Source organism: Mesorhizobium sp. M0052 (assembly GCF_040323255.1).
In the GTDB taxonomy this organism is placed as follows: Bacteria; Pseudomonadota; Alphaproteobacteria; order Rhizobiales; family Rhizobiaceae; genus Mesorhizobium.
On the sequence record NZ_JAMYUS010000006.1, the window covers coordinates 117,290 to 143,714 of the forward strand.

At 63.2% G+C, this 26,425-nt stretch carries 24 protein-coding genes and 1 pseudogene; 17 read left to right on the forward strand and 8 right to left on the reverse strand.

The annotated features are described in order from the left end of the window. Window positions 1-13: 13 nt before the first annotated feature. Window positions 14-307: a hypothetical protein gene (locus NKJ77_RS09800; RefSeq protein ID WP_155923279.1), complete on the reverse strand. Its 294-nt coding sequence runs from the start codon at window positions 305-307 to the stop codon at window positions 14-16. A gap of 32 nt (window positions 308-339) precedes the next feature. On the opposite strand from NKJ77_RS09800, the gene lptF reads away from it, so the two are divergent. The 8 genes and pseudogenes from lptF (at window position 340) to NKJ77_RS09840 (ending at window position 8,656) form a co-directional block, all read left to right on the forward strand. Beyond that, window positions 340-1,539, forward strand: a complete 1,200-nt coding sequence (gene lptF, locus NKJ77_RS09805) for an LPS export ABC transporter permease LptF (RefSeq protein WP_023733864.1) — start codon at window positions 340-342, stop codon at window positions 1,537-1,539. 2 nt (window positions 1,540-1,541) lie between these two features. Further along, a complete protein-coding gene (gene lptG / locus NKJ77_RS09810; protein ID WP_023695591.1) occupies window positions 1,542-2,624 on the forward strand; it encodes an LPS export ABC transporter permease LptG in 1,083 nt (360 codons plus the stop codon). Further along, window positions 2,624-5,056, forward strand: a complete 2,433-nt coding sequence (locus NKJ77_RS09815; protein WP_023711931.1) for an LPS-assembly protein LptD — start codon at window positions 2,624-2,626, stop codon at window positions 5,054-5,056. Before lptG ends, NKJ77_RS09815 begins: the two co-directional genes overlap by 1 nt. Window positions 5,057-5,147: 91 nt before the next feature. Continuing rightward, on the forward strand, window positions 5,148-6,077 hold the full coding sequence (locus NKJ77_RS09820; RefSeq protein ID WP_023738609.1) for a peptidylprolyl isomerase: 930 nt from the start codon (window positions 5,148-5,150) through the stop codon (window positions 6,075-6,077). Window positions 6,078-6,089: 12 nt separating this feature from the next. Further along, window positions 6,090-7,118 (forward strand): 4-hydroxythreonine-4-phosphate dehydrogenase PdxA, encoded by a 1,029-nt coding sequence (pdxA, locus tag NKJ77_RS09825; protein ID WP_031195193.1) that lies wholly within the window; start codon window positions 6,090-6,092, stop codon window positions 7,116-7,118. 38 nt (window positions 7,119-7,156) lie between these two features. Continuing rightward, window positions 7,157-7,993 (forward strand): 16S rRNA (adenine(1518)-N(6)/adenine(1519)-N(6))-dimethyltransferase RsmA, encoded by an 837-nt coding sequence (rsmA, locus tag NKJ77_RS09830; RefSeq protein WP_023814939.1) that lies wholly within the window; start codon window positions 7,157-7,159, stop codon window positions 7,991-7,993. 68 nt (window positions 7,994-8,061) lie between these two features. Further along, complete coding sequence (locus NKJ77_RS09835; RefSeq protein WP_023672731.1) at window positions 8,062-8,367, forward strand: type II toxin-antitoxin system RelB/DinJ family antitoxin; 306 nt, start codon at window positions 8,062-8,064, stop codon at window positions 8,365-8,367. After that, window positions 8,364-8,656 (forward strand): annotated as a pseudogene (locus NKJ77_RS09840) (type II toxin-antitoxin system RelE/ParE family toxin). The gene NKJ77_RS09835 and the pseudogene NKJ77_RS09840 overlap by 4 nt, the downstream one beginning before the upstream one ends. Window positions 8,657-8,689: 33 nt before the next feature. Here the strand turns inward: NKJ77_RS09840 and gmk are convergent. The 7 genes from gmk to fabD form a co-directional block, all read right to left on the reverse strand. Next, window positions 8,690-9,364, reverse strand: a complete 675-nt coding sequence (gmk, locus tag NKJ77_RS09845) for a guanylate kinase (RefSeq protein WP_023672729.1) — start codon at window positions 9,362-9,364, stop codon at window positions 8,690-8,692. A 6-nt stretch (window positions 9,365-9,370) separates the two neighbouring features. Beyond that, window positions 9,371-10,261, reverse strand: a complete 891-nt coding sequence (locus NKJ77_RS09850; protein WP_352535059.1) for a YicC/YloC family endoribonuclease — start codon at window positions 10,259-10,261, stop codon at window positions 9,371-9,373. Window positions 10,262-10,523: 262 nt separating this feature from the next. Further along, on the reverse strand, window positions 10,524-11,759 hold the full coding sequence (mltG, locus tag NKJ77_RS09855; protein WP_352535061.1) for an endolytic transglycosylase MltG: 1,236 nt from the start codon (window positions 11,757-11,759) through the stop codon (window positions 10,524-10,526). Window positions 11,760-11,960: 201 nt separating this feature from the next. Next, window positions 11,961-13,223 (reverse strand): beta-ketoacyl-ACP synthase II, encoded by a 1,263-nt coding sequence (fabF, locus tag NKJ77_RS09860; RefSeq protein WP_023685687.1) that lies wholly within the window; start codon window positions 13,221-13,223, stop codon window positions 11,961-11,963. Window positions 13,224-13,257: 34 nt separating this feature from the next. Continuing rightward, window positions 13,258-13,494, reverse strand: a complete 237-nt coding sequence (locus tag NKJ77_RS09865; protein ID WP_006203723.1) for an acyl carrier protein — start codon at window positions 13,492-13,494, stop codon at window positions 13,258-13,260. Between the two features lie 221 nt (window positions 13,495-13,715). Beyond that, window positions 13,716-14,453 carry a 3-oxoacyl-[acyl-carrier-protein] reductase gene (gene fabG, locus NKJ77_RS09870; RefSeq protein WP_352497165.1) on the reverse strand — a complete coding sequence of 246 codons (738 nt, stop codon included), beginning with the start codon at window positions 14,451-14,453 and terminating at the stop codon, window positions 13,716-13,718. Between the two features lie 60 nt (window positions 14,454-14,513). Continuing rightward, window positions 14,514-15,461 carry an ACP S-malonyltransferase gene (fabD, locus tag NKJ77_RS09875; RefSeq protein WP_023805665.1) on the reverse strand — a complete coding sequence of 316 codons (948 nt, stop codon included), beginning with the start codon at window positions 15,459-15,461 and terminating at the stop codon, window positions 14,514-14,516. Between the two features lie 247 nt (window positions 15,462-15,708). Between fabD and NKJ77_RS09880 the strand changes: the two genes are divergently transcribed. The 9 genes from NKJ77_RS09880 (at window position 15,709) to NKJ77_RS09920 (ending at window position 26,318) form a co-directional block, all read left to right on the forward strand. Then, window positions 15,709-17,667 carry an LTA synthase family protein gene (locus tag NKJ77_RS09880; protein WP_502902096.1) on the forward strand — a complete coding sequence of 653 codons (1,959 nt, stop codon included), beginning with the start codon at window positions 15,709-15,711 and terminating at the stop codon, window positions 17,665-17,667. 310 nt (window positions 17,668-17,977) lie between these two features. After that, on the forward strand, window positions 17,978-18,478 hold the full coding sequence (gene rpsF, locus NKJ77_RS09885; RefSeq protein ID WP_023672722.1) for a 30S ribosomal protein S6: 501 nt from the start codon (window positions 17,978-17,980) through the stop codon (window positions 18,476-18,478). Next, window positions 18,478-18,726 (forward strand): 30S ribosomal protein S18, encoded by a 249-nt coding sequence (rpsR, locus tag NKJ77_RS09890; RefSeq protein WP_006203718.1) that lies wholly within the window; start codon window positions 18,478-18,480, stop codon window positions 18,724-18,726. Before rpsF ends, rpsR begins: the two co-directional genes overlap by 1 nt. Window positions 18,727-18,991: 265 nt before the next feature. Further along, the gene (gene rplI, locus NKJ77_RS09895; RefSeq protein ID WP_023672721.1) at window positions 18,992-19,579 is read left to right on the forward strand and encodes a 50S ribosomal protein L9; all 588 of its coding nucleotides are present in this window, start codon (window positions 18,992-18,994) and stop codon (window positions 19,577-19,579) included. Window positions 19,580-19,765: 186 nt separating this feature from the next. Then, the gene (locus NKJ77_RS09900) at window positions 19,766-21,115 is read left to right on the forward strand and encodes a cyclopropane fatty acid synthase (RefSeq protein WP_023672720.1); all 1,350 of its coding nucleotides are present in this window, start codon (window positions 19,766-19,768) and stop codon (window positions 21,113-21,115) included. A 157-nt stretch (window positions 21,116-21,272) separates the two neighbouring features. After that, window positions 21,273-22,247 carry a small ribosomal subunit Rsm22 family protein gene (locus NKJ77_RS09905; RefSeq protein WP_023831142.1) on the forward strand — a complete coding sequence of 325 codons (975 nt, stop codon included), beginning with the start codon at window positions 21,273-21,275 and terminating at the stop codon, window positions 22,245-22,247. 225 nt (window positions 22,248-22,472) lie between these two features. Then, entirely contained in the window at window positions 22,473-23,966 is a 1,494-nt protein-coding gene (locus NKJ77_RS09910; protein ID WP_023672717.1) for a replicative DNA helicase, read from the forward strand. A 234-nt stretch (window positions 23,967-24,200) separates the two neighbouring features. After that, the gene (radA, locus tag NKJ77_RS09915) at window positions 24,201-25,604 is read left to right on the forward strand and encodes a DNA repair protein RadA (RefSeq protein WP_023831143.1); all 1,404 of its coding nucleotides are present in this window, start codon (window positions 24,201-24,203) and stop codon (window positions 25,602-25,604) included. 48 nt (window positions 25,605-25,652) lie between these two features. Further along, a complete protein-coding gene (locus tag NKJ77_RS09920; protein ID WP_023711951.1) occupies window positions 25,653-26,318 on the forward strand; it encodes a CvpA family protein in 666 nt (221 codons plus the stop codon). Window positions 26,319-26,425 lie beyond the last annotated feature (107 nt).

The following is a 26,425-nucleotide window of genomic DNA, read 5'->3' on the forward strand; positions in this document are numbered from 1 at the left end:
GAAAAATGCATTCTCAGGGAAGATGCGCGACATTTGGTCGTTTTCCTTGATTTGGCAAGACTTTGCCGGAATCAGGGCTCATATGCGCAGCGGAATCGATAACGATTCGTCGCGGCACGGCCCCGCTTTCCTGCCGCAACCTGTTGTTAACCATCGATGTTCTCCCTTTCTTATCCATTGCCGCCGACACTCCGGCCTGCGGGACGGGCGATGTGGGACGGAGAATCGGATCGAACCGCCTGAAAGAAATGGCCAAACGCACCCAGTTGTACAGCCGCAGCCGGACGACTACCTTGTCGGCGGGCATGATGCCGTTCGGCAAATCGAGAAAAGCCTTACATGAAGGTCGTTGAACGCTACATCATGCGTCGCGCGTTGGCGGTGTTTCTCGCTGCGCTGATCTGGACGCTGGCCATTGTCTGGACGACGCAGGTGCTTGCCCGCATCGACCTGGTCACCGACAGTGGCCAATCGGCGCTGACTTTTTTCGAGGTCGCGGGCCTCATCATCCCCACCATCATCCCGATCGTGGTGCCATTCGCCCTGGTGGTGGCGGTGGCCCAGACGCTCAGCGTCATGAACTCCGATTCGGAATTGGCCGTCATCAACGCCGCCGGCGCCTCGCGCTGGACGATTGTGCGGCCGGTCCTGCTGATCGCGCTGGCGGCCAGCGTCTTTTCCTTCGCGGTCGACAATGGCGTCGAACCCTATGCCAGGCAGAAGAACCGCCAGCTGATAGCATCCTCGCGCGCCGATCTCTTGTCGCTGATCATCCAGGAAGGCACGTTCCGCAAGATCGACGACGGGCTGTTCCTGCAGATAGGCGAGCGGCTGCCGGACAACCGGCTCGGCGGCATCTTCGTGGCCGATTCGCGCGAGGAAGGCGCCAATCTGATCTATTATGCCAAGAGCGGCAGCGTCGTCGAAAAGGGTGACGAGAAGGTGCTGATGATGAATGACGGCGTCATTCATCGCAAGACGCTGACCGGCGACCTGTCGGTCATCCGCTTCACGTCCTACGCCTTCGACCTTTCCGCCTTCATGTCGGCGGCGAACGATATCATGCTCCTGCCCAAGGACCGAACGACGCAATACCTGCTCAACCCGGATCCGAACGACAAGATCTTCCAGCGCAGGCCCGGCGCCTACAAGGCCGAGCTCGACCAGCGCTTTTCCGAATGGTCTTATTCGCTGGTGTTCGCGCTGATCGCGCTGGCCGTGGCAGGCGATGCGCGCTCACACCGCGAGGCGCGCATCCACCCGCTGATCACAGCCATCGCCATTGCGCTGTTCGTGCGCTGGCTGGGCTTCTTTGCCGCCGGCAAGGCCGACAAGATCCCGCAATACGCCTATATGGTCTATGGCGTGCCGGTCATCGCCTCGGCGGTCGCCATCTGGTTCATCGTCACCTCGCGAAGCATGGAACTGCCCGGCAGCTGGGCCGACTGGATGACGAATTTCGCCGGCCGCGTCAGCCATGGCTGGACGGCGCTCAAGCTGCGCCTCAATCGGCGCTACACATCCGGCCAGGGAGCCTGACGATGGGCTGGACCCTGGGCCGCTACTTCTTCTTTCGCTACGTGTCGATCACGATCTGGTTCTTCATCGGCCTTCTGGCGCTGGTGTTCCTGATCGACTTCACCGAGCTGTCCGGCCGCATCACCGGCCTGCCGGGCTTCACCTACGGCACGGCGGTCGCGATCTCGGCGCTGAGGATGCCAATGATCATGCTGCAGACGGTGCCGTTCGTCGGCCTGTTCTCGGCGATGGCGACGCTGGTCTCGCTCAACCGCAAATACGAGCTGGTGATTGCGCGCTCGGCCGGAGTGTCGGCCTGGCAGTTTCTGTTGCCCTGCTGCATCGGTGCGCTGTTATTCGGCATATTGTCGGTCGGCGTGCTCAATCCGATCGCCGCGCATGGCTTCTCATGGTCGGAGCAGATGGAAAACCAGCTGCGATCCGGCAATTCGAACGCGGTGGCGGCCGATGCCACGCCGTGGATCCGCCAGAAAACCAACTCCGGCGACACCATCATCGGCGCCCGCGCCATCCTGAACCAGGGCCTGGAAATGGCCGACACCGTGTTCTTCGTCCTCGATCCGCAGGGCAACATCGTCGAGCGCAAGGACGCCGCGCGGGCCTTTCTGCGCGACGGCTACTGGGAATTGCAGGACGTCAAGGTGTTCAAGGACGGCAACATCCGTTCCGAAACGACCGACCAGTTGCCGACCAACCTCAAGCCGGAATTCGTGCAGGAACGGCTGGCGCGCCCCGAAACCATCCCGTTTTACGACCTTCCCGGCAAGATTGAGGTTGCCCGCTCCTTCGGCCTCAAGGCAAATGCCTTCGCCATGCAGTTCGATTCGCTGGTGGCGTTACCGTTCCTGCTTGTGGCCATGACGCTGATTGCGGCAACAGTTTCAATGCGATTTGCGAGGATGGGGCAGTCGGCAACGATGATTCTGGGTGGCGTCCTCGCCGGCTTTCTGCTTTATGTCGTTTCGGTATTGGTCAAGGCATTCGGCGTGGCGGGATTCGTGCCCACAGCCGTGGCTGCATGGGTTCCGGTTGTCGTGGCTATGTTCTTTGGGGTGACATTCCTGCTATACAAGGAAGACGGCTAGTGAGGGAGGCGGCTTTGCGCAGCCATAGGCAGGCCGGTTTGGCGCGCCTCTATTCGGCGAGCGCCTTGGCATGCCTGCTCGCCTGTGGCGTGCTGACGGCCCCTGCGCTGGCGCAGGACGTCACCGACGTGGCAACGAAGGTTCCCTCCGGCTCCCAGATGCTGCTGGCGGCCGACACGCTCGTCTATAACAACGACAACCAGACGGTCACCGCCATCGGCGGCGTCCAGATCGACTATGGCGGCAACAAGCTCGTCGCCCAGCGCGTCGTCTATGATCGAAACACCAAGCGGCTGGTTGCCAGCGGCAATGTCGAGATCGTCAACAGCGACGGCACCAAGATCAACTCGCAGCATATCGATATTACCGACGATTTCGCTGACGGTTTCGTCAATGCGCTGCGCGTCGAAACGCCCGAAAAAGCCTATTTCGCCGCCGAAAGCGCCGAGCGCATGGGCGGGGTGCTGACAACGTTCCACAACGGCGTCTATACGGCCTGCGAGCCTTGCGAAGACAAGCCGGACAAGGCGCCGACCTGGCGGATCAAAGCCAGGAAGATCATCTGGAACGGCGAAAAGAAGACGGTTCGCTTCGAGAATGCGAATTTCGAATTCTTCGGTTTCCCGCTGGCTTATCTGCCGGCGTTCGAGATCGCCGACCCGACGGTCAAGCGCAAAAGTGGCTTCCTGATCCCCAGCATCGGCTACAACAATCGTCTCGGCGTCGGCGTCAAAGTCCCCTACTACTTCGCTTTGTCGCCGACCTACGACCTCACCGTTACCGGCAGCGGCTACACCAAGCAGGGTTTCCTCGGCGAGGCCGAGTGGCGCCAGCGCTTCAACAATGGCCAATACACGCTGAAGCTTGCCGGAATCAACCAGCAGGACCCTGGCGCTTTCCGTGATTTCGCGGCTTTCCCCGGCGGCTACAATGTCAATTCGGGGCCAGCAGGCGATCCGAACAAATTCCGCGGCATGATGGGCACCAAAGGCCAGTTCGCCATCAATCCGCGCTGGGACTTCGGCTGGGATATCCTGCTTCAGACCGACAAGAATTTTTCGCGTACCTACACGATCGAAGGCTACAACGACGCCGTGCATCAATCGTCGGTCTACCTGACCGGCCTAAACGACCGCAATTATTTCGACGTGCGCGCCATGCGCTTCCAGGTTCAGGAAAACACACCGGACGGCAACGTCGCATCGCGCAGCGACAAGCAGCCCTGGGTGTTGCCGTCGCTCGACTATGCCTACATCCCCGACATGTCGGTGGCCGGCGGCCAGCTGTCGTTCAACGTCAATGCACGAGTCATTCGCCGCGACGATCTCGATCAGGCCTATTTTACCCCCTATGTGCCGGGCTCAGGCGTCCAGCGCGTGCGCGGCATCGAGGGCGAATCCGGTCGCCTCACCGCCGAAGCCGAATGGAAGCGTACCTTCACCACGGACGGCGGATTGCAGTTGACGCCCCTTCTGGCTCTGCAGGGCGACGTCGACTATCTCAACGCTTCTTCGGCTTCGCTGACTGCGGTAAACCAGATGGCAACGAATGTCGGTGCCGCCGACGACATGCGGTCTTCCTTCGCCCGTTACATGGCGACCGCCGGCCTTGAGATGCGCTGGCCGGTGCTGTTTTCGATGGCCGGCTCCAGCCATATCGTCGAGCCGATGGCGCAGGTCTTCATGCGCCCGAACGAGCAGTATGTCGGCGGGCTCGCCGTTCCCAACGAGGATGCACAGAGCTTCGTCTTCGACGCCACGACGCTGTTCGAGCGCGACAAGTTCTCCGGCTACGACCGCGTCGAAGGCGGCAGCCGCGCCAATGTCGGGTTCCGCTATTCCGGCGCCTACGACAATGGCTGGGGCACCAACGCGATCTTCGGCCAATCCTACCAGTTGGGCGGGCGCAACTCGTTCGATTCACCGGATCTGGTCAATGCGGGCGCCGATTCCGGCTTGGAGACTTCGACCTCCGACTATGTCGGCCTTGTCGGCTTCAGCAGCCCGAGCGGCTTCTCCGGTTCGCTCAGCGGCCGCTTCGACGAGCAGACCTTCGAAGTTCGCCGTGCCGAGGTGAAGGCCGCCTATTCCGGGCTGCCGGTTTCGCTGAGCGCCAAATACGCCTTCATCCAGGCGCAGCCGCTCTATGGTTTCACCACCGACCGCCACGAAGTCACGCTCGGCGCCTCGACACACCTGGCCGAAAACTGGCGCGTCTTCGGCACCGGCACCTATGACCTGCAACAAAGCGTGCTGGTCAAGGACGGCGTCGGCTTTGCCTACAATGATTCCTGCTTCACCTACCTGATGACGTACTCGGAATCACGCGACATCAACACCAAGGAAGTGTCGCAGAATGTCGGCTTCAACCTGTCGTTCCGCACGCTCGGCGATTTCGGCTCGTCCCAAAGCTCGATCGACTCCATCCAGTAGAGCCGGCTGACGACATCGTTTTGCCGCATAAAGCGGGCACGGATTTCGCCAATATTGGGCTGGAATCGGCCAAAACCGGGCTAGAATTGGGATGCTTTCGATGAGGAAATACCTGTTTTCGGCAGGATTCGCGCTCCTGTTGGCGGCGACCTCGGTCTCTGTCACCATGATGGTACCGCCGGCCTTCGCCAGTGAAATCAAGTATGTCGTCAACAACATGCCGATCACCACCGGCGACATCGCGCACCGGGCTGCCTTCCTGAAACTGCAGCGCAAGAAGGGTGACGCGGGTCAGGAAATGATCGACCAGACGCTGCGTATGGCGGAGGCCAGGCGTCTCGGCATCCGCATCTCCGACGCCCAGGTAGAGGCTGCCTATCAGCGCTTTGCCTCGAGCAACAAGATGCAGCTCAAGCAGCTCGACGGTGTCATGGCGCAGTCCGGCGTGACCAAGGAGCATTTCAAGGAATTCATCCGCTCCCAGATGGCGTGGAACCAGGCGCTGAGCGCACGCTACAGCGGCGGCGGCGGGCAGGTGAGCGAACAGGATCTGGTCAAGCGCATGCTCGAAAAAGGCGGCGCCAAGCCAAGCGCCACCGAGTACATGCTGCAGCAGGTGATCTTCGTGGTGCCGAAGGCCGAGCGCAGTGCCACACTCGCCAAACGCAAGCGCGAGGCCGAAGCCATGCGCGCCCGCTTCAATGGCTGCAACACCACGCGTGAATTCGCCAAGGGCCTGATCGACGTCACCGTTCGCGACCTCCCCCGATTGCTGGCGCCGCAACTGCCGCCGGACTGGGCCGAGCAGATCAAGGCCACCAAGCTGGGCGGCGCCACGGCCGTGCGCGAGACCGATCGCGGCATTGAATTCATCGGCATCTGCTCGTCGCGCGAGGTTTCCGACGACAAGGCGGCCCAGATGGTGTTCCAGAGCGAAGGCAGCGGCGACAAGAACGCCGACGAGCTCTCGGCCAAATATGTCGAAGAGCTGAAGGCGAAAGCCAAGATCGTTACGCGCTGAACCGGCCCAGCCGTGCGTGAGACAGAGCTTCCGCTGGCGCTGAGCGTCGGCGATCCATCCGGCGTCGGTCCGGAAATCGCCATTGCCGCGTGGCAGAGCGCCCGCGGTTCCGGTGCCGCGCCCTTCTATCTTCTCGCCGATCCGGCGCTGATTGCCGCGCGGGCGCGCCGGCTCGGCGCGGCGGTGGCAATCGCCGAGACGGTGCCGGCCCAAGCAGCTGGTGTCTTTCAACACGCCTTGCCCGTGGTGCCGCTGGCGGCCCACTTCACCGACGATCCCGGCCGGCCCGACCCGGCCAATGCCGCCGGCATCATCGAGGCCATCGATCGCGCCGTCGCCGACTGCCTTGCCGGTCACGCGGCCGCGGTCGTCACCTGTCCGATCGCGAAGAAGCCGCTTTACGATGCCGGCTTCGGCTTTCCCGGTCACACCGAATATCTGGCGCATCTGGCCTCGCTCCACACCGGCGGCACGGTGACGCCGGTGATGCTGCTCGCCGGCCCCGAATTGCGCACCGTTCCGGTCACCATCCACATCGCGCTGGCCGAGGTGCCGAAGACGCTGACGACGGAGCTGATCGTTGCCATCGCGCGCATCACCGCCGGCGATCTTGCACGCCGTTTCGGCATCGCCAGGCCGAGGCTCGCGCTTGCCGGCCTCAATCCGCATGCCGGCGAAAGCGGCGCCATGGGGACAGAGGACGAGCGCATCATTCGTCCTGCGGTCGACATGTTGCGGGCGCAAGGCATCGATGCCTTCGGACCGCTGCCGGCCGATACGATGTTTCATGCGCGCGCTCGCGCCGGCTACGACGTGGCGGTCTGCATGTATCATGACCAGGCGTTGATCCCGGCCAAGGCGCTGGCCTTCGACGAGGCCGTCAACGTCACGCTTGGCCTGCCGTTCATCCGCACCTCGCCCGATCACGGCACAGCCTTCGACATCGCCGGCAAGGGCATCGCACGTCCCGACAGCCTGATCGCGGCGCTGAAGCTGGCCCGCCGGCTGGCCGATACCGGCGCAAAGCCCGCAGCTGCATGAGCCCAAAATCATGAGCCCAAATCATGAGCCCAAAATTCATGAGCATTGACGGGCTGCCGCCGCTGCGCGAGGTGATCGAGCGCCATGGACTGCAGGCAAAGAAGGCGCTTGGCCAGAATTTCCTGCTCGACCTCAATTTGACCGGCAAGATCGCGCGGGTCGCCGGCGACCTCAGCGACAGCACGGTGATCGAGGTCGGCCCCGGCCCCGGCGGGCTGACCAGGGCGCTGCTCTCTGCCGGTGCCGGCCGCGTCGTCGCCATCGAGCGCGACGAACGCTGCCTGGCGGCCTTGGCCGAGGTCTCCAACCACTATCCGGGCCGGCTCGAGGTGATCAGCGGCGATGCGCTGAAGACGGATTTTGCCGCTCTTGCCAAGACCGCGTCACAAGACGGCCCGGTGAGGATTGCCGCCAACCTGCCCTACAATATCGGCACCGAGCTGTTGATCCGTTGGCTGACCGTGGCGGACTGGCCACCCTTCTATCAATCGATGACGCTGATGTTCCAGCGCGAGGTGGCCGAGCGCATTGTCGCCGGTGCCGGCAGCGATGCTTATGGCCGGCTCGGCGTGCTGGCGGGCTGGCGGACCGAGGCGAGGATCGCCTTCGACGTGCCGCCGCAAGCGTTCACGCCGCCACCCAAGGTAACGTCCTCGGTGGTGCATCTGGTGCCGCGCGCCAGCCCTTTGTCAACCGACGTGAAAAAACTCGGTCGCGTCACCGAAGCCGCTTTCGGCCAGCGCCGGAAAATGCTGCGGCAGAGCGTGAAGAGCCTGGGTGGCGAGGCACTGCTGACGCGCGCCGGCATCGATCCGACCCGGCGTGCGGAGACGCTCAGCGTCGAGGAATTCGTGCGGCTGACAAACGCGGTTTGACCGGCGGCGCTAGCGCCGCCTAGCAATCGTCATTCAAACGCATTACATTGACGGCGAAGGAGATTGCCATGCCAGCAAATGCACTGGTCCAGACGCGTATCGACGCCGACATCCGGGATCGAGCTTCGGCGGTGCTCGAAAGCATGGGGCTGACGGTCTCGGATGCGGTGCGGATATTGCTCACCCGAACCGCCAACGAGGGTGCGCTGCCCATCGATCTCGTCACAAACAACGAGGCGTATGATTTATGGTTTCGCGCCAAGGTTCGCGAAGCGCTCGACGACACCCGACAAGACATTCCTGATGATCAAGTCGAGGCGCATTTTGCCGAGAGACGCGCCGCGGCGCGGCGTTCGGGTGAACCTAAATCTTGAAGATCGTCTGGTCGCCATTCGCGCTTCAGATCGCGACGGCATCTTCGCGCATATCGAGGCCGACAATCCTGCGGCCGCGATCGCCACCGATGAGCGGATCGTCGCCGCAATCAACCGTCTTCGGGACCTTCCCCAAAGCGGCCGGATCGGCAGGCTTGCAGGGACACGAGAGATCGTCATCGTCGGCACGCCATATGTCGCGGCCTATCAGCTGACCAACAGCACGATTCGAATCCTGCGCGTGCTTCACGGAGCGCAGCGTTGGCCGGACGATCTGCCAGGCAGCTGATGCGGCTAATTTAGATTGCCAGCGGTGGACGAGCTATTCCGTCTTCTCGTCCAGCAACCCCGAGACGAAATCGAACAGCCCGGGCCGGCGGTCGCGCCGCAGCCTTTCCGCCGTCACGATGCCACGCACTTCGGCGAAGGCGCGGTCGAGATCGTCGTTGACGATGACAAAGTCATATTCCTTCCAGTGCTCGATCTCGTTGCGGGCGTTCTTCAGCCTGGTCTCGATCACGTGCTCCTGGTCCTCGGCGCGGCGCTTGAGGCGCGACTTCAATTCCTTCATCGACGGCGGCAGGATGAAGATCGAGACGATGTCGGCGCGCATCTTCTCCTTGAGCTGCTGGGCGCCTTGCCAGTCGATGTCGAAGAGCATGTCACGGCCCTGCGCCAGCGCCAGTTCGGCCGGCTCGCGCGGCGTCGCGTAGCAATTGCCGTGCACCTCGGCCCATTCGAGCAACGCGTCGGAATCGCGCAGCCGCTCGAACTCGCGCGTGGTGCGGAAGTGATAGTGGACGCCCTCGATCTCCGAGCCGCGGCGTGGCCTGGTGGTGACCGAGACCGATAATTCCAGGCTGCCGTCGCTTTCCAGCAGGTTGCGCGCGATCGTCGACTTGCCGGCGCCCGACGGCGACGACAGGACCAGCATCAGCCCGCGGCGGCGAATGCGGGATCCGAGATCCCTGGCAACCATCGGCTCCTTGCCACCCATTCGGGTTTACTCCAGATTCTGGACCTGTTCGCGAAACTGGTCGACCACCGCCTTCAGTTCCAGCCCGATGGCGGTGACAGTGGCGGCGTTCGACTTGGAACACAGCGTATTCGATTCGCGGTTGAATTCCTGCGCCAGAAAATCGAGCTTGCGGCCGATAGCGCCGCCATTTGCCAGCAGCGCTCTGCCCGACGCCACATGCGTCTTCAGCCGGTCGATCTCTTCACGGATATCGGCCTTGGTAGCCAGGAACGCCGCTTCCATGTGCAGCCGGCCGGCATCGAGATTGGCCGACGCATCCATCAGCAGCCGCACCTGTTCGGCGATCCGCTCGCGGATTGCCGCCGGCTCGCGCGACGGGTCGGCCTCGGCTTGAAGCGTCAACGCCTCGATGGCGTCGATATGGCCGGAAAGCAGCGAACGCAGCGCTTCGCCCTCGCTCTGGCGTGCCTGCTCGAGGCCTGTAAGCGCCGTTTCCAGCGCCGACAGGATTGACGCGTCGAGTGCTGCCCGCACCTCCTCGGTTTCGCTGGTTTCAGGGATATCGAGCACGCCGCGCAGGGAAAGCAGACCGTCGGCAGTTGCCGGACCAACACCGAACTGGTCCTGCAGCCGCTTGGCCAAGCCCGCCAGATCCCTGAGGAAGGCTTCGTTGACCACTGGCTGCGCCTGCTGGCCGGCGGCGCGGCCGACGGCCAGCGTCGCCTGGAAATTGCCACGCGAAAAGCGCTTCTGCAGCGTCTGCCGCACAGTCGGTTCGAGCCGCTCGAAACCTTGCGGCAGCCGCAACCTGACCTCGACGCTCTTGCCGTTGACCGACTTGACCTCCCAGGCGATCGAGGCGCCGTCATGTTCGGCAACAGTGCGTGCAAATCCGGTCATGCTCTGCAAATTCATGATGCGGCTCGTGTCTCCCTGATGGTCCGATTCTAACAATTGCGCATGCGTTCGATATCACGGGCAGCGCGAATGTCAGAATCGCAATACCGGCAAGATGTTGATTTCCGCTGTCGTTTCGATCTCGCAGGGCTGAAATCGAGATTCAGAGGCACCCGAGCAAGACCGAAAACGCTTCGAACCCCGCTACTCGTTCAAAGCAGCAGCGCGTCCGCCTCTGTCCGCGTCGCTTAAGGTCGATCCGTCTGAAAGCGCCGGCCTGCTACTGGGCGGCACCCGTATCGCCGGCATCGCCACTTGCGTCACCGTTGTCGTCGCCATCCGCCGGCGCATCGGTCTGGCCCGGAGTCTTGGCGCCCTTGGCGGCGTCTTCAGCCTGCTTCTTCTGCAGTGCCCGGTAGCGGGCAACGTTCTCATTGTGCTCGGCAAGCGTGGTGGCAAAGACGTGGCCGCCGGTGCCGTCGGCGACGAAATAGAGATCATCGGTCTTCGACGGGTTGGCGACGGCTTCGAACGCGGCGCGGCCGGGATTGGCGATCGGCGTCGGCGGCAGGCCATTGATCAGATAGGTGTTGTAAGGCGTCTGTTTCTGGATGTCAGATTGATAAATCGGCCGGTCGGCGGGTTTGCCCTTGCCGCCGAACAGGCCGTAAATGATGGTCGGATCGGATTGCAGCCGCATGCCCTTGGCCAGACGGTTGAGGAAGACGGCGGCAACGCGCGAGCGCTCGTCGCCCCGGCCGGTTTCCTTTTCGACGATCGAGGCCAAGGTGACGAAGTCGTCGACATTGGCCAGAGGCAGGTCGGGCGCGCGCCGCTGCCAGACCTCGTCGACCAGCTTCTTCTGGTCGGCGAGCAGCTTGTCGACCATCTGTTGGCGCGTGGCGCCGCGGGTAAAGCGCAGCGTGTCGGTGGCGAGGCTGCCCTCAGCCGGCTTGGCGGCCGGCATGTCGCCGGTCAGCGCATCCTGCTCGGCGATGCGCTGCAGCGCCTGCTCGACCGTCAGGCCCTCGGGAATGGTCAGCGAATACATCACCGACTTGCCGCTCTTCAGAAGCTCCATGATGTCGCGCATGGAGGCGCGCGGCTTTATCTCGTATTCGCCTGCCTTCAGCGCTGAATCATTGCCATAGACCCGCACGGCGATGCGGAAGATGCGGGCATCGCTGATCAGCCCACGCCGTTCGAGCTGGTCGGCAATATCCTGGACGCCGGTGCTCGGCTTGACCAGGAAGGTGTCGCCGGCCACCGACGGGCCCGGTTCGTTGAATGCCTGCTTGCCGAAATAGAGCGAAACGCCGGCGGCGAGGATCATCAACATCACCGCGGAGATGACGAAGTTCATGAACACGACGACTTGGCTGCGCGAGGCGCGCGAGCGCTTTGGTGGTGGTGTGCCGGCTTCCGGGCGCAAAGCTTCGGCCGCGGTCTTCGGCACGATCGGGCCGGTCTGCTGGTTTTGTCCGAATTGTCCGCTGCCGCCCGGATTGGTGTTCATTAGCGCCCTACCATCTGATCTCTTAGAGCGACCATGCGCCCGATTGGACGCACAGCGTGCCCTAACATTTCAAGCCTACGCATCGTGCTTTTAAAAAAGCGCCTTCGGTTTCAGGCCGATGCGACGAATCCCCAGCGGCAGAGTAGGCTTGAATATGGCAAAATTGACGACAGACCGCTGGCGCGCCGGTCGATACCGCAATCAGCCTGTATAACGCTGGAATACCAGCGAAGCGTTGGTGCCGCCGAAGCCGAAGGAGTTGGACAGCGCCACGTCGACCTGGCGATGCCGTGGCGTGTTCGGAACAAGATCGATCGCGGTTTCGCGTTCCGGGTTGTCAAGATTGATGGTAGCTGGCGCGATGTTGTCTCTGATAGCGAGGATCGAAAAGATCGCCTCGGCGGCACCCGCGGCACCCAAGAGATGGCCGATCGACGACTTGGTCGACGACATCGAGATTTTCGAGGCGGCGTTGCCGACCAGCCGCTCGACGGCGCCGAGTTCGATCGTGTCGGCCATGGTCGAGGTGCCGTGCGCGTTGATGTAGTCGACGTCGGCGGGCGTCAGCTTGGCCCGGTTCAGCGCCGCCGTCATGCAGCGGAAGGCGCCGTCGCCGTCTTCGGCCGGTGCGGTGATGTGATAGGCATCGCCGGTCAGGCCGTAGCCGGTGACCTCGGCATAGATCTTGGCGCCGCGCGCCTTGGCGTGTTCGAGTTCTTCCAGCACCACGACGCCGGCGCCCTCGCCCATGACGAAGCCGTCACGGTCGCGGTCATAGGGACGCGAGGCCTTCTCAGGCGTGTCGTTGCGGTCGGTGGACAGTGCCCGGCAAGCAGCGAAGCCGGCAAGCGATAGTCTGGTCACCGGCGATTCCGCGCCGCCGGCCAGCATCACGTCGGCATCGCCGAAGATGATCAGCCGGGCGGCATCGCCAATGGCGTGCGCGCCGGTCGAGCAGGCGGTGACGACGGCGTGGTTGGGGCCTTTCAGCCCATGCCGGATCGATACCTGGCCAGATACCAGGTTGATAATGTTGCCGGGAATGAAGAATGGACTGATACGGCGCGGTCCGCGCTCTTTCAGGATGATAGCGTTCTCGGCGATGCCCTCGAGGCCGCCAATGCCGGAGCCGATCATGACGCCGGTGGCGCAGCGCTCGGCTTCGGTGCTGGGCTCCCAGCCGGAATCCTTCAGCGCTTCGTCGGCGGCCGCAATCCCGTAAAGGATGAAGTCGCCGATCTTGCGCAGTTCCTTGGGCTCGAGCACGGCTTCGGGATTGAGCGTGCCGTTGGTGCCGTCACCGCGAGGAATGACGTGGGCGATCTTGCAGGCAAGATCTTCCACTTCGAACTCGGTGACGCGCTTGGCGGCGCTGCGGCCGGTCAGAAGTTCCTTCCAGCTGTGCTCGAAGCCCATGCCGAACGGCGAAACCAGGCCAAGGCCCGTGACGACGACACGCCTCATCGCAGGTCCTCCCCGGTGATGACTGCGGATAGTGTCAGGCCGAAGCCTTGTCGATGTACTTCACGGCATCGCCGACGGTCAGGATGGTCTCGGCCGCATCGTCCGGAATCTCGACGCCGAACTCTTCTTCGAACGCCATGACGAGTTCGACCGTGTCGAGGCTGTCCGCGCCCAGATCATCGATGAAGCTCGCCTGCTCGGTCACCTTGTCGGCATCGACGCCAAGATGTTCGATGACGATCTTCTTGACGCGCTCTGCGGTGTCACTCATTTGGGGCATCCTCGTCTTTTGTTTGTCTGTCTTCGTTAGCGGGCAGAATGCCGCTAATCAAGCTGAAAGATGGTCCTGCCGGAAACGCAACGATGCCGGACCGGTTTTTGCCCGAACCGCCGGGTTGCGGGCCGCATTACACGAAAAATGGCCGAGGTCCAAGGCGAAATGGTCTCTTTTCACAAGCCGGCCATGTCTTCTTATCACCCGACAATATCCCGTCAGATCATGGCCATGCCGCCGTTGACATGGATGGTCTGGCCGGTGACGTAGGCTGCCTCGTTGGAGGCGAGATAGGCGACGGCCGACGCCACTTCAACACTCGTGCCCATGCGGCGCGTCGGGATCGCGGCCATTACCGCGTCTTTCTGCTTGTCGTTGAGCTTGTCGGTCATGGCCGATTCGATAAAGCCCGGGGCGACGCAGTTGACAGTGATGTTGCGGGTGGCGATCTCCTGCGCCAGCGACTTGGAAAAGCCGATCATGCCGGCCTTGGAGGCGCAATAATTGGTCTGGCCAGGATTGCCGGTGACGCCCACCACCGAGGTGATGTTGATGATGCGGCCATGGCGGCGGCGCATCATCGGATGGGTCAGCTCGCGGGTCAGCCGGAACACGGCGGTGAGGTTCACCTCCAGCACGCTGTCCCAATCCGCGTCCGCCATGCGCACGAACAGGCCGTCCTTGGTGATGCCGGCATTGTTGACCAGTATGTCGACGCCTTCGAGTTCGGCTTCGGCCTTCTGGCCAAGCGCCTTGACCTCGTCACGGTCGGCAAGATTGGCCGGGAACAGCTTTACCCGGTCGCCGAGTTCGCCGGCCAGGGTCTCCAGTTTCTCGATGCGGGTGCCGTGCAGGCCGACAATGGCGCCTTGCGCATGCAGCACCCGGACAATCGCCTCGCCAATGCCGCCCGATGCGCCGGTGACGAGCGCCTTGCGGCCGGTCAGTTCGAACATTTTCGTCTCCTGATCTTAAGAGAACACCCTTCCCACGGGAGAGGTTGAATCGCCAGTGGATTATGCAAGCGCGGCCAGCGCCGCCTCGACTTCGGCCGGCGTGCCGACGGCCGATGTGGTGATGTCGCGGCTGATCCGCCGCGCCAGGCCGGAAAGCACCTTGCCGGCGCCGATCTCAAAGAGCGTGGCGACGCCATTGGCGCCGAACCACTCCACCGTTTCGCGCCAGCGCACGCGGCCGGTGATCTGCTCGACCAGGCGGCGCGCGATCTCGTCGGGGTCGCGGGTCGGGGCTACAGTGACGTTGGAGACGACGGGCACGACCGGTGCATTCTTGGTCACGCCCGCCAGCGCCTCGCGCATGACATCGGCCGCCGGCGCCATCAGCGCCGAATGGAAGGGTGCGGAGACCTGCAGCATCAGCGCCCGCTTGGCGCCCTTTTCGGTGCACAGTTTCGCGGCGAGTTCCACCGCCGCCCTGGCGCCGGAGATCACCAGCTGGCCGCCGCCATTGTCGTTGGCGATCTGGCAGACCTGGCCGGATCCCGTTGCGGCCTCGGTGCAAGCGGCTTCGACGTCGGGCTGTTCCAGTCCGATGATCGCCGCCATGGCGCCCTCGCCGGCCGGCACCGCCGCCTGCATGGCGTTGCCGCGGATGCGCAGCAGCCGGGCAGCATCGGCGACCGAAACGAAACCGGCCGCGGCAAGGGCGGAATATTCGCCGAGCGAATGACCGGCAACGTAGGCAACCTTGTCCTTCAGCGAAAAGCCGCGCGCTTCCAGCGAGCGGATTCCCGCCAGCGAGACCGCCATCAGCGCCGGCTGGGCATTGGCAGTCAGGGTCAGCGCCTCTTCCGGGCCTTCCCAGATCAGTTTCGACAGCTTTTCGCCCAACGCATCATCGACTTCCTCGAACACCCTGCGTGCCTCGGGGAAGGCGTCGGCGAGGTCCTTGCCCATGCCGACAGCCTGACTGCCCTGTCCCGGAAAGGTGAATGCGACGGCCATTTGGGCGCTCTCCAGCGGCTGATTTTTCCTGCCTGTGACGCAAGGCGGACCGTCAAGTCAAGCCCGGAGGCGGCATTTCCGCGCTCGCTTGAACCGGAGCTGACCTCGAGTCCCTGTTCCCAAAGGCTTTTTGCCGATCACACCTGATGAAAACCGCTCACGAATCGTTTGCTGGCTCTTCTTATTTTCGCCACAGGCGCTAGCTTTTGCATGACAGTTCTATGACAGAACGGTGGCGCGAGTGGAAATGCGCGTTGCTTGGGCCGGGGGAAGAGACGTGGCTAGGATCAGGAAGGGCGCGGCCGTACCCGCGCCACAGTTCTTGGAAGACGATCCGTCCACCGGCTACCTGCCGGGGCGCAGATGGCCGGTCATCCGCTACGGTCTGGTCACGCTGCTTGCCTCCGCCATCCTGGTGTTCGCCATCGAATGGATCGTGCGCGGCGACTTCTTCGGCACAGTCGACTTCTTCCTGCAGCCATTCAAGCCGGGCTGGACCACCATCATTGTCTTTGCATTGGTGCTGATGGGACTGGACGCCGTGCTTGGCCGCAGTCACCAGAGCCTGATGATCGTGGCGCCGCTGACGCTGGCGCTGGCCTTTGTCGGGCATCAGAAGTCGCATTATCTCGGCGATCCGCTCTACCCAACCGATTTTCTTTATTCGCGCCAGATCATGGCACTGATGCCGCTCCTGGTGCGCGAGCGGCCCTGGACGGCGCTCGCCATGGCGGTCGGCATCGTCGCCGGCCTGTCGCTGCTGATCTATGGCTGGCGGTTGTGGCGCCGCAAGGTTCCGATCCTCAGCCGCAAAGGGCGGCTGGCGCGGCTGACGCTGGCAGTGCCGCTGCTCGCCTTCTTCGTCTCGATCATGGACTACGCCACCTTCTCGTGGACCCGCGACCGGCTGCAGATCATCCCGATCATGTGGGACCAGAAGGAGAACTACGCCTCCAACGGGTTTGCGCTGGCCTTCGCGCTCAACGTGCCGATGGCGCATGTCTCGGCGCCGGCGGGCTATTCCGACAAGGCGATCGACGCGATCGACAGGCCTGATGTGACGGCCTCGGTACCGGATGAGAAACCCGACATCATCGTGGTGATGAGCGAATCTTTCTGGGATCCGACCAAGCTGCCCGGCGTCACAATCACGCCTGACCCGATCCCCAATGTGCGGGCGCTGCGTTCCGGCTACATGTTCTCGCCGGAATTCGGCGGCATGACCGCCAACATCGAATTCGAGGCGCTGACCGGCTTTTCCAATGCCTTCCTGCCGGCGGGCTCGATCCCCTATCAGCAATATGTGCGCACGCCGACGCCGTCGCTGGCGACCTTCCTGAAAAGCGAGGGATACCGGGCGCGCGCCATCCATCCGGGCACCAACTGGTTCTGGAACAGGGGCGCCGTCTATGCCGATTTCGGCTTCGACGATTTCCGCTCGGAAGAGACGCTGCCGCCACTGGAAAAGCGCGGGCCGCTGGCTTCCGATGCCTCGATGACCGACGAGATCATCGCAGAGGCCGACGCCAGCGAGCGGCCGGTGTTCTTTTTCGCCGTCAGCCTGCAGAACCACGGTCCCTACGAGCCGTACCGCTATTACAATCCGACCCACAAGGTCGCGGCACCGATCAGCACATGGGCGCGGGAATCGCTGCTCAGCTACGCCGAAGGCTCCGCCGATGCCGACCGTGGCCTCGAACGATTGATCGAATGGGCGAAGAAGCGCGAGCGGCCGACGGTCATCGCCTTCTTCGGCGACCATCTGCCGCCGCTCGGCCCCGTCTATGTCGAAACCGGTTACCTGAAAGACAATGTCGCGCCGCGCAAGGAACCGACGCCGGAGGCGGCACTGGAGCATCATCAGACGCCGCTGGTCATCTGGTCTAACCGCACCGGTCCGGCGCAGGATATGGGCGCGGTGAGCCCGGCCTTCCTGCCCTACCATATCCTTACCACGGCCGGGATCACGCACCCCTACTATACCGGCTTCTTAGGCGCGCTGCGCGAACGCTATCGCGTCGTGGATCGCAATCTGCTTTTGACACCGTCAGGTGAGGCCACGGCGGACTGGGCGCGGCAGAAGGACATCGATCCGGCGATCAACGATTTCCGCCTGCTGCAATACGATATGATGTTCGGCAAGCGTAAGGCGGCTCCGGACTTCTTCCCCGAAACGATCAACGGTCGTACCCCGCATACGAGTTGATGCCTGGTCTTTCCAACCCTGCGACGCCAGGACGCTGTCCGGAGCATGCGTTACCCTTGCCTTCCAGCCAAATTGCTATATAGACGCCCGCAATCTGCCGGTCCTTGCTGGGGGCTGAACGGAGGGCCGGAGGTTTTATCCAAAACCTTCGTGTGAAGCCAGAAGCGCTTCCGCCTCCCGTGTCTCCGCTCTCGACCGTCTCGAAATGCTCCTTTCTTCCTCGCCCCCTCGGGACCAGCGGGTCAGAGAAGTTGCAGAGGCTTTTGCCGCGAGGATCCGGGAGAGAAACGAAGAAAGGCACTGAACCACTATGGCTCTATACGAACATGTGTTCCTTGCCCGGCAGGACCTCTCGCAGCAGCAGGTCGATGCGCTTGTCGAACAGTACAAGGGCGTCATCTCCGCAAATGGCGGGTCCGTCGGCCGGGTCGAGAACTGGGGACTGAAGTCCCTCACCTACCGGGTCAACAAGAACCGGAAGGCTTACTACACGCTTATGGACCTCAACTGCCCGCCGGCAGCGCTCAACGAGATGGAGCGCCAGATGGGCCTGTCCGAGGACGTGCTGCGTTTCCTGACCGTCAAGGTCGAGGCGCATGAGGAAGGCCCGTCGGCCATGATGCAGAAGCGCGAAGAGCGCTCGGAACGCGGCGGCTTCGGCGACCGCGACCGTGGTGATCGTGGTCCGCGCTCGTTCGGCGACCGTGATCGCGGCGACCGTGGCGATCGTCCGCCGCGCTCATTTGGCGATGCCGGTGGTGATCGTGGTCCGCGCCGTCCGCGCGAAGGCGTTGAAGGAGGTGCAGAATAATGGTCGACATCAATCAGATCCCGACCCGGCGCCCGTTCCATCGCCGCCGCAAGACCTGCCCGTTCTCCGGCGCCAACGCGCCCAAGATCGACTACAAGGACGTGCGTCTTCTGCAGCGCTACATTTCCGAGCGTGGCAAGATCGTGCCGTCGCGCATCACCGCCGTCAGCCAGAAGAAGCAGCGCGAACTCGCCAAGGCGATCAAGCGCGCCCGCTTCCTCGGCCTGCTGCCCTACGTGGTTCGCTAAGACTTTCGGGCGGGCGGTTCGCCGCCCGCTTCCTTCTCCCACGGCGACGGGCGCCGCAGGGGTAATTTGATGATGCATGTCGTTGTCCCAAAACCGGGACCACTTTTGGCGACATGCATTGAAATCCCGAGTTGAGCTGAAAAGCCTCTAACTGCCGCGACAGGCAGGACAGCGATACCGGCGCCAAGGCGCTCAGAGCTTCCTGACCTGTTCCATTCAATTCGGCGCCGATCCCGCGGTCGGTGCCAGACGAAGGAACAAGACCATGCAAGTGATTCTTCTCGAACGCGTTTCCCGCCTCGGCCAGATGGGCGATACCGTCAAGGTCAAGGACGGCTTTGCCCGCAACTTCCTCTTGCCGCAGGGCAAGGCGCTGCGCGCCAACGAAGCCAATAAGAAGAAGTTCGAAGGACAGCGCGCGCAGCTCGAAGCCCGCAACCTCGAGCGCAAATCGGAAGCCAGCCAGGTTGCCGAAAAGCTCGACGGGAAGAGCTTCATCGCCGTACGTTCGGCCGGCGAGACAGGCCAGCTCTACGGTTCGGTGTCGACCCGCGACATCGCCGACCTGCTGACCGCCGAAGGGTTCTCGGTCAACCGCAACCAGATCCAGCTCAACCAGCCGATCAAGACTATCGGCGTCACCAATGTGGCGATTGCGCTGCATCCGGAAGTCGAGGTCACCATCAGCCTCAACATCGCCCGCACGGCCGACGAAGCCGAGCGCCAGGCCAAGGGCGAGACGCTGACCACCGCCGAAGCCATCTATGGCGATGACATCAACGACAACGCACGGCCGGAGAACTTCTTCGACCCGAACACCGAGTTCGAAGGCGGCGAAGAAGACAACGCCTGATCCCGCACGGGGCCTGATCGGGAAGCGAGGGGAGCAGCGCTCCAATCACTTCCTCGTCATCCAGCCTTTCTGGACCAATGCCCGGGCCTCTCGCCCGGGCATTTTTGTGCCAAATGGAACTTTTCGAACCCCTATATATTGTTGCAGAATTGGTCCGCCAGGCTGACCGTGAGGGGACATTTGGTGATGAATATTCTGTTGAAACGCGTTCTCGACCGCTTGGTGCGTACGGGCAATCTGAAAGTCACCGGGCCGAAGGGCTCGACAGTGGTTTTCGGCGACGGCAGCGGCGAGCCGGTTCATATGCACATCAAGACCGCGCATGCCGAGCGCGCCATTACCTTCGATCCGATGCTGGCCGTGCCGGAAGCCTATATGGACGGCGAACTCGACATCATCGAGGGCGGCGTACTGGGTATGATGCGCATCGCCTTCCAGAACATGGGCAGCGGCGGTATCGACGCCACCTGGTCGAAGGCCATCGAGGGTCTGCGCCACGCCTTTCGCCGCCTGCAGCAGATCAACACCGCATCACGGGCGCGCCGCAACGTGCAGCGCCACTATGATTTGTCGGGTGACCTCTACCGGCTCTTCCTCGACGACGACATGCAGTATTCCTGCGCCTATTTCGAACAGCCGGACATGACGCTCGACGAGGCGCAGATGGCCAAGAAACGCCATATCGCAGCCAAGCTCAGGCTGAAGGCCGGCCAGACCGTGCTCGATATCGGCTCCGGCTGGGGTGGACTCGGCCTCTATCTCGCCAAGGCTTTCGATGTCGACGTGCAAGGCGTGACGCTGTCGACCGAGCAGCACGGCGTCGCCACCGACCGGGCGCATGCGCAAGGCTTGCAGGACCGCGTGCATTTCGACCTCAAGGACTACCGCGAACTCAACGAACGCTTCGACCGCATCGTCTCGGTCGGCATGTTCGAGCATGTCGGCGTCAACCACTTCCGCACCTTCTTCGACAAGTCGGCGACGCTGTTGAAGCCCGACGGCGTCATGCTCTTGCACACGATCGGCCGCTCCGGCGTGCCGTGGGCGACCAGCGCCTTTATCCGCAAGTACATTTTTCCGGGCGGCTACATTCCCTCGCTGTCGGAGGTGATGCCGGCGATCGAGAAGTCGGGGCTTGTGGTCACCGACATCGAGATTCTGCGGCTGCACTATGCCGATACGCTGAAGCATTGGGGCCAGCGCTTTGCCGCCAACCGCGACAAGGCCAAAGCCATCTACGACGAGCGCTTCTGCAGGATGTGGGAGTTCTATCTGGCGGCTTCGGAAGCCGCCTTCCGCTGGCAGGATCTGGTGATCTTCCAGATCCAGATCGCCAAGAAGAACGACACGCTGCCGATGACGCGCGACTACATGGCCAAATGTGAAAAGGCGCTCGAAATGCGCGAAATGGGGCATCGTCAGGAGGCGGCGGCCGCCGAGCCTGCTGTCGCCAGGTCTGTGCCTGCCAGGTCCGTTGCTGTCAGGTCCGTTGCGGCCAAGCCAGCGCGCCGTCGCAAGGTGGCGGATCGCGAATAACGCCTCGATTGCGATTGCCGCTTGCCATTGACGGCTCTGACACTGAAAAAGGTCTCGTTCTCGCGAGACCTTTTTTAATGACCTGCCTGCCCACCATCGCCACCACCCTTGTCGAGTTCGCCGGCGCCTCGGTGCTCGCGGCACGCGGAGCCTGAGCGTGGAACTCCCCGCCTCGCTGCGACAAGGCGTCGAGCGCCTGCTCGAAACGATACCGCTGGCGGTGCTGCGCCAGGCGGCGAAGACGCTGTCTGACCGCTACCGCGCCGAATTGCGCGACGGGCGCCTGCACATGGCCGAAGAGATGGCGGTAAAAGCCTATCTGGCGACGCGGCTGCCGGCGACCTACGCGGCGGTACGGGCCGGTCTCGACGAACTCGCCTATGCGCGGCCCGATTTCCAGCCAACGAGCTTGCTCGATGTCGGCGCCGGTCCTGGCACGGTGCTTTGGGCCACTACAGACCTGTGGCCCGACCTCGAAGAGGCGGTTCTGGTTGAAGCAAGCGCCGCGGTGCGCAAGGTTGGCCAGTCGCTCGCCCTTGATACCATCGCCACCAGAATGGACTGGCGCGCCGGCGACGTGACCATCGACCTTGCCGATCTTAAGCCTGCCGACCTCGTCACCTGCGCCTATGTGCTGGACGAGATCGCGCCGGCATCGCTGCCGAAGCTTGTCGGCCGGCTCTGGCATTTGACCGGCGACACACTGCTGATCGTCGAGCCCGGCACACCGGCCGGCTGGCAGCGCATCCTGGCAGTGCGCAGGCAATTGCTGGAGGCCGGGGCGCATGTGCTGGCGCCTTGTCCGCATGAGGCGCCCTGCCCACTTGAGCCGCCCGACTGGTGCCATTTTTCGCGCCGCGTCGCCCGCTCGCGCCTGCATCGCCTGGCCAAAGACGCCGACGTGCCGTGGGAGGACGAGAAATTCATCTACGTCGTGGCGTCGCGGCAACCCGCGCCTGTACGTCAGCCGCGCGTGATTGCGCCGCCGAAATCGGGCTCCGGCAAGGTGCTGCTCAAACTGTGCCAGCCGGATGGCGGCGTCGGCGAGACACTTTTCACCAAGCGCGAAGGCGAGCTGTTCAAGGCAGCGCGGCGGCTGGACTGGGGTGATACATTGGACGGAAGAAGCTGATAATCACCGAGATTGTTCTTGCTTTGTTCCAACGACTCGGATAAAAGTCAGCGCCTTTCTGAGTCAACCGGAATCGGGGCGCGGAAACACTCTTCTGTGGACGGTTTGCCGCCCCTGTGAACAAACGGGGCATCGAGGTTGATTGGTCGTGCGGTGATGCAGAAAGGTCAGCACCGATTTATCTCGTTCTGATATCGAGAAGCCGGGATCAAAATCGGGGACATCATGGCAGAGGCAGCGCGAAAATTCGGCGTGGCGGAGCAGCAACCGCTTTATCGTGAAGCGCCGAACAACATCGAGGCCGAACAGGCGCTGCTCGGCGCCATCCTCGTCAACAACGATGCCTTCTACCGCGTCTCCGACTTCCTCAAGGCCGGCCATTTCTACGAGCCGCTGCACCGGAAAATCTTCGAGGTCGCGGCCGAGCTCATCCGCATGGGCAAGGTGGCGACGCCGATCACGCTGAAAACCTTCCTGCCGGCCGACGAGAAGGTCGGCGACATGACGGTGGCGCAATATGTGGTTCGTCTGGCGGTCGAAGCCGTCACCGTCGTCAATGCCACCGACTATGGCCGCGCCATCTACGATCTGGCCACGCGCCGGGCGCTGATCACCGTCGGCGAGGACATGGTCAACATCGCCTATGACGCGCCGGTCGACATGGCGCCGTCCGAACAGATCGAGGATGCCGAGCGGCGGCTGTTCGAACTGGCCGAAACCGGCCGTTACGACGGCGGCTTCGAGAGCTTCACCGACGCGGTCAAGACCGCCGTCGACATGGCCAACGCCGCCTATATGCGCGACGGCCATTTGTCGGGCCTCGCCACCGGCATGCGCGATCTCGACCGCCGCATGGGTGGCCTGCAGGCGTCGGATCTGATCATCATTGCCGGCCGTCCGGGCATGGGCAAGACATCGCTAGCCACCAACATCGCCTTCAACATCGCCGAGATGTATGAGCCGGCGCAACAGGCCGACGGCTCGTTCAAGGCAGCCAATGGCGGCGTCGTCGGCTTCTTCTCACTGGAAATGTCGTCCGAGCAGCTCGCCACCCGCATCATTTCCGAACAGACGGAAATTTCGTCGTCAAAAATCCGCCGCGGCGAGATTTCAGAGATGGATTTCGAAAAGCTGGTCGCCTGCTCGCAGACCATGCAGAAGATCCCGCTGTTCATCGACCAGACCGGCGGTATCTCGATCGCGCAGCTGTCGGCGCGGGCGCGGCGGCTGAAGCGTCAGCGCGGCCTCGACCTCATCGTCATCGACTATATCCAGCTGATGCAGGGGTCGAGCGCGAAATCGTCGCAGAACCGGGTGCAGGAAATCACCGAGATCACCACCGGCCTCAAGGCGCTGGCCAAGGAACTCTCCGTTCCGATCATCGCGCTGTCGCAGCTGTCGCGTCAGGTCGAAAGCCGCGAAGACAAGCGCCCGCAGCTGTCCGATCTTCGCGAATCCGGTTCGATCGAGCAGGACGCCGACGTGGTGATGTTCGTCTATCGCGAGGAATATTATCTGAAGAACCGCGAGCCGAAGCCCGGCACCGACGAGTACATCAAGTGGGAACACGAGATGAACGAGATGCGCGGCAAGGCCGAAGTCATCGTCGCCAAGCAGCGCCACGGCCCGACAGGTTCGGTGAGCCTCGCCTTCCATGGCGAGTTCACACGGTTTTCCGACCTCGCCGAAGAGCATCATATTGCGGAGAGGTTCGAGTAGTCTGTTGAGAAAGGCCTCATTCCTTCGCATCCCCCTCTGTCCTGCCGGACATCTCCCCCTCAAGGGGGGAGATTGGATGTCATGTCGGCTTTCGCCAATTTTCAACGTGGCAGGGTGGGCACCGAGACCAAAGCTGCTGATCTCCCCCCTTGAGGGGGAGATGGCCGGCAGGCCAGAGGGGGGTGCTGCCCCACCAGCCTTTCTAGCTTCAGCACTGCGCGTAGGTGACTGCTGATGGCTAAATCGCGCGTCCAGTTCATCTGCCAGAATTGCGGGTCGGTGCATCAGCGCTGGGCCGGCAAATGCGATGCCTGCGGCGAGTGGAACACACTCGTCGAGGAAGGCACGGCCGGCGGCATCGGCTCGGGACCGGCCAACACGCGCAATGCGCGCAAGGGCCGCGCCGTGGTGCTGACCAGCCTGTCCGGTGACATCGAGGATGCGCCGCGGATCATCTCCGGCATTGGCGAACTCGACCGCGCCACCGGCGGCGGTTTCGTGCGCGGCTCGGCGCTGCTGGTCGGCGGCGATCCCGGCATCGGCAAGTCGACGCTGCTTACCCAGGCCGCAGCAGCATTGGCGTCAAAAGGCCACCGCATCGTCTATGTCTCGGGCGAAGAGGCTGTCGCGCAGATCCGGCTGCGGGCGCAGCGGCTTGGCGTCGCCGACACGCCGGTCGAACTTGCCGCCGAGACCAATGTCGAGGATATCCTGGCAACAATAGCCGACGGCAGAAGGCCGGACCTCGTCATCCTCGATTCCATCCAGACGCTGTGGACCGACATGGCCGACTCGGCGCCCGGCACCGTCACCCAGGTGCGCGCCTCGGCGCAAGCGATGATCCGCTACGCCAAATCCACCGGTGCTGCCATCGTGCTGGTCGGCCATGTCACCAAGGAAGGCCAGATCGCCGGTCCGCGCGTCGTCGAGCACATGGTCGACGCCGTTCTCTATTTCGAAGGCGAAGGCGGCCATCACTACCGCATCCTGCGCACGGTGAAGAACCGTTTTGGGCCGACCGACGAGATCGGCGTCTTCGAGATGTCGGACAAGGGCTTGCGCGAGGTCGCCAATCCGTCGGAGCTGTTCCTCGGCGAACGCCACGCAAAATCGCCGGGTGCCGCGGTATTTGCCGGCATGGAAGGCACACGTCCGGTGCTGGTCGAGATCCAGGCGCTGGTGGCGCCGTCCACATTGGGCACGCCGCGCCGTGCCGTCGTCGGCTGGGACGGCGCACGGCTGTCGATGATCCTTGCCGTGCTCGAAGCCCATTGCGGCGTGCGCTTCGGCACCCACGATGTCTACCTCAACGTCGCCGGCGGCTACCGGATTTCCGAGCCGGCGGCCGATCTGGCGGTTGCCGCTGCACTGGTTTCGTCGCTCACCGGTCTTGCCCTTCCCGCCGATTGCGTCTATTTCGGCGAAATCAGCCTGTCGGGCGCAGTGAGGCCGGTTGCGCATGCGCAGCAGCGCCTTAAAGAGGCCGAAAAGCTGGGTTTTGGAAGTGCGGTGCTGCCCTTGGGCAGCGAGGAGGTTGTCGGGGGGATCGGGGCCGGCGCTTTCCAGCCGACCGAACTTGCCGATCTCGTCGCACGCATAGCCGGCTCACGGCGCAGCCGTGTCGACGTGGAAGATTGACGCGGCTCGCCCGAGCCGTGAAAAGACAATCTGAGTGGGGCGAAAGACATGCCGATTACGCTGCTGGACGGAATTCTCGTCGGCTTCACCCTGGTCTCGGCGATGCTCGCCATGGTTCGCGGCCTGTCACGCGAAATCCTGTCCGTCGTGTCCTGGGCGGCTGCCGCCGCGGCGGCATTCTTCTTCTACAAGCCGGTGCTGCCTTACGTTCAGCCCTATGTCGAAAGCGACAAGATCGCCATGGCGGCATCCGCCGGCATCGTCTTCCTCATCGCGCTGATCGTCGTTTCCGTCATCACCATGAAGCTAGCCGACTGGATCATCGATTCCAGGATCGGCGCGCTCGACCGTACGCTGGGCTTCCTCTATGGCGCCGCGCGCGGCGTCCTCGTCGTCGCCGTGGCGCTGCTGTTCTTCAACTGGCTGGCCGGCGCCAAGGCCCCTGCCTGGATCGCCAACGCCAAGTCGAAGCCGCTGCTCGAGACCATCGGCGCCAAGCTGGAAAGCCTGCTGCCCGAAGATCCGGAAAACGCCATCCTGAAGAAGCTCAATCCGAATCAGCCGGCAGCCGAGACGCCTCCGGCGGCCGATGCACCGGCGGCGGATGCTCCGGCAACCGGTGACGATACGCCGGCGCCCGACGACGAGACCGACGCTCCGGCCGATAACGCACCCGCTGCTCCGGCTCCGGCCCCAGCCGCGCCGGCAAACTGATACGGACGGATGGTGCCTGACAGGCGCCATCCCGGCAGTTCCGGCCTGACTATGGTGTGAACGGCGCACGACGTGCGTTGCTTTCGCGGTGCTATCGCACTATATGG

Excerpts from the sequence above, each read along its gene's own strand:
- NKJ77_RS09800 (WP_155923279.1), bottom strand. The coding sequence starts at position 307 with ATGCCCGCCGACAAGGTAGTCGTCCGGCTGCGGCTGTACAACTGGGTG.
- lptF (WP_023733864.1), top strand. The coding sequence starts at position 340 with ATGAAGGTCGTTGAACGCTACATCATGCGTCGCGCGTTGGCGGTGTTT.
- lptG (WP_023695591.1), top strand. The coding sequence starts at position 1,542 with ATGGGCTGGACCCTGGGCCGCTACTTCTTCTTTCGCTACGTGTCGATC.
- NKJ77_RS09820 (WP_023738609.1), top strand. The coding sequence starts at position 5,148 with ATGCTTTCGATGAGGAAATACCTGTTTTCGGCAGGATTCGCGCTCCTG.
- rsmA (WP_023814939.1), top strand. The coding sequence starts at position 7,157 with ATGAGCATTGACGGGCTGCCGCCGCTGCGCGAGGTGATCGAGCGCCAT.
- NKJ77_RS09835 (WP_023672731.1), top strand. The coding sequence starts at position 8,062 with ATGCCAGCAAATGCACTGGTCCAGACGCGTATCGACGCCGACATCCGG.
- gmk (WP_023672729.1), bottom strand. The coding sequence starts at position 9,364 with ATGGGTGGCAAGGAGCCGATGGTTGCCAGGGATCTCGGATCCCGCATT.
- NKJ77_RS09850 (WP_352535059.1), bottom strand. The coding sequence starts at position 10,261 with ATGAATTTGCAGAGCATGACCGGATTTGCACGCACTGTTGCCGAACAT.
- mltG (WP_352535061.1), bottom strand. The coding sequence starts at position 11,759 with ATGAACACCAATCCGGGCGGCAGCGGACAATTCGGACAAAACCAGCAG.
- fabF (WP_023685687.1), bottom strand. The coding sequence starts at position 13,223 with ATGAGGCGTGTCGTCGTCACGGGCCTTGGCCTGGTTTCGCCGTTCGGC.
- NKJ77_RS09865 (WP_006203723.1), bottom strand. The coding sequence starts at position 13,494 with ATGAGTGACACCGCAGAGCGCGTCAAGAAGATCGTCATCGAACATCTT.
- fabG (WP_352497165.1), bottom strand. The coding sequence starts at position 14,453 with ATGTTCGAACTGACCGGCCGCAAGGCGCTCGTCACCGGCGCATCGGGC.
- fabD (WP_023805665.1), bottom strand. The coding sequence starts at position 15,461 with ATGGCCGTCGCATTCACCTTTCCGGGACAGGGCAGTCAGGCTGTCGGC.
- NKJ77_RS09880 (WP_502902096.1), top strand. The coding sequence starts at position 15,709 with ATGCGCGTTGCTTGGGCCGGGGGAAGAGACGTGGCTAGGATCAGGAAG.
- rpsF (WP_023672722.1), top strand. The coding sequence starts at position 17,978 with ATGGCTCTATACGAACATGTGTTCCTTGCCCGGCAGGACCTCTCGCAG.
- rpsR (WP_006203718.1), top strand. The coding sequence starts at position 18,478 with ATGGTCGACATCAATCAGATCCCGACCCGGCGCCCGTTCCATCGCCGC.
- rplI (WP_023672721.1), top strand. The coding sequence starts at position 18,992 with ATGCAAGTGATTCTTCTCGAACGCGTTTCCCGCCTCGGCCAGATGGGC.
- NKJ77_RS09900 (WP_023672720.1), top strand. The coding sequence starts at position 19,766 with ATGAATATTCTGTTGAAACGCGTTCTCGACCGCTTGGTGCGTACGGGC.
- NKJ77_RS09910 (WP_023672717.1), top strand. The coding sequence starts at position 22,473 with ATGGCAGAGGCAGCGCGAAAATTCGGCGTGGCGGAGCAGCAACCGCTT.
- radA (WP_023831143.1), top strand. The coding sequence starts at position 24,201 with ATGGCTAAATCGCGCGTCCAGTTCATCTGCCAGAATTGCGGGTCGGTG.
- NKJ77_RS09920 (WP_023711951.1), top strand. The coding sequence starts at position 25,653 with ATGCCGATTACGCTGCTGGACGGAATTCTCGTCGGCTTCACCCTGGTC.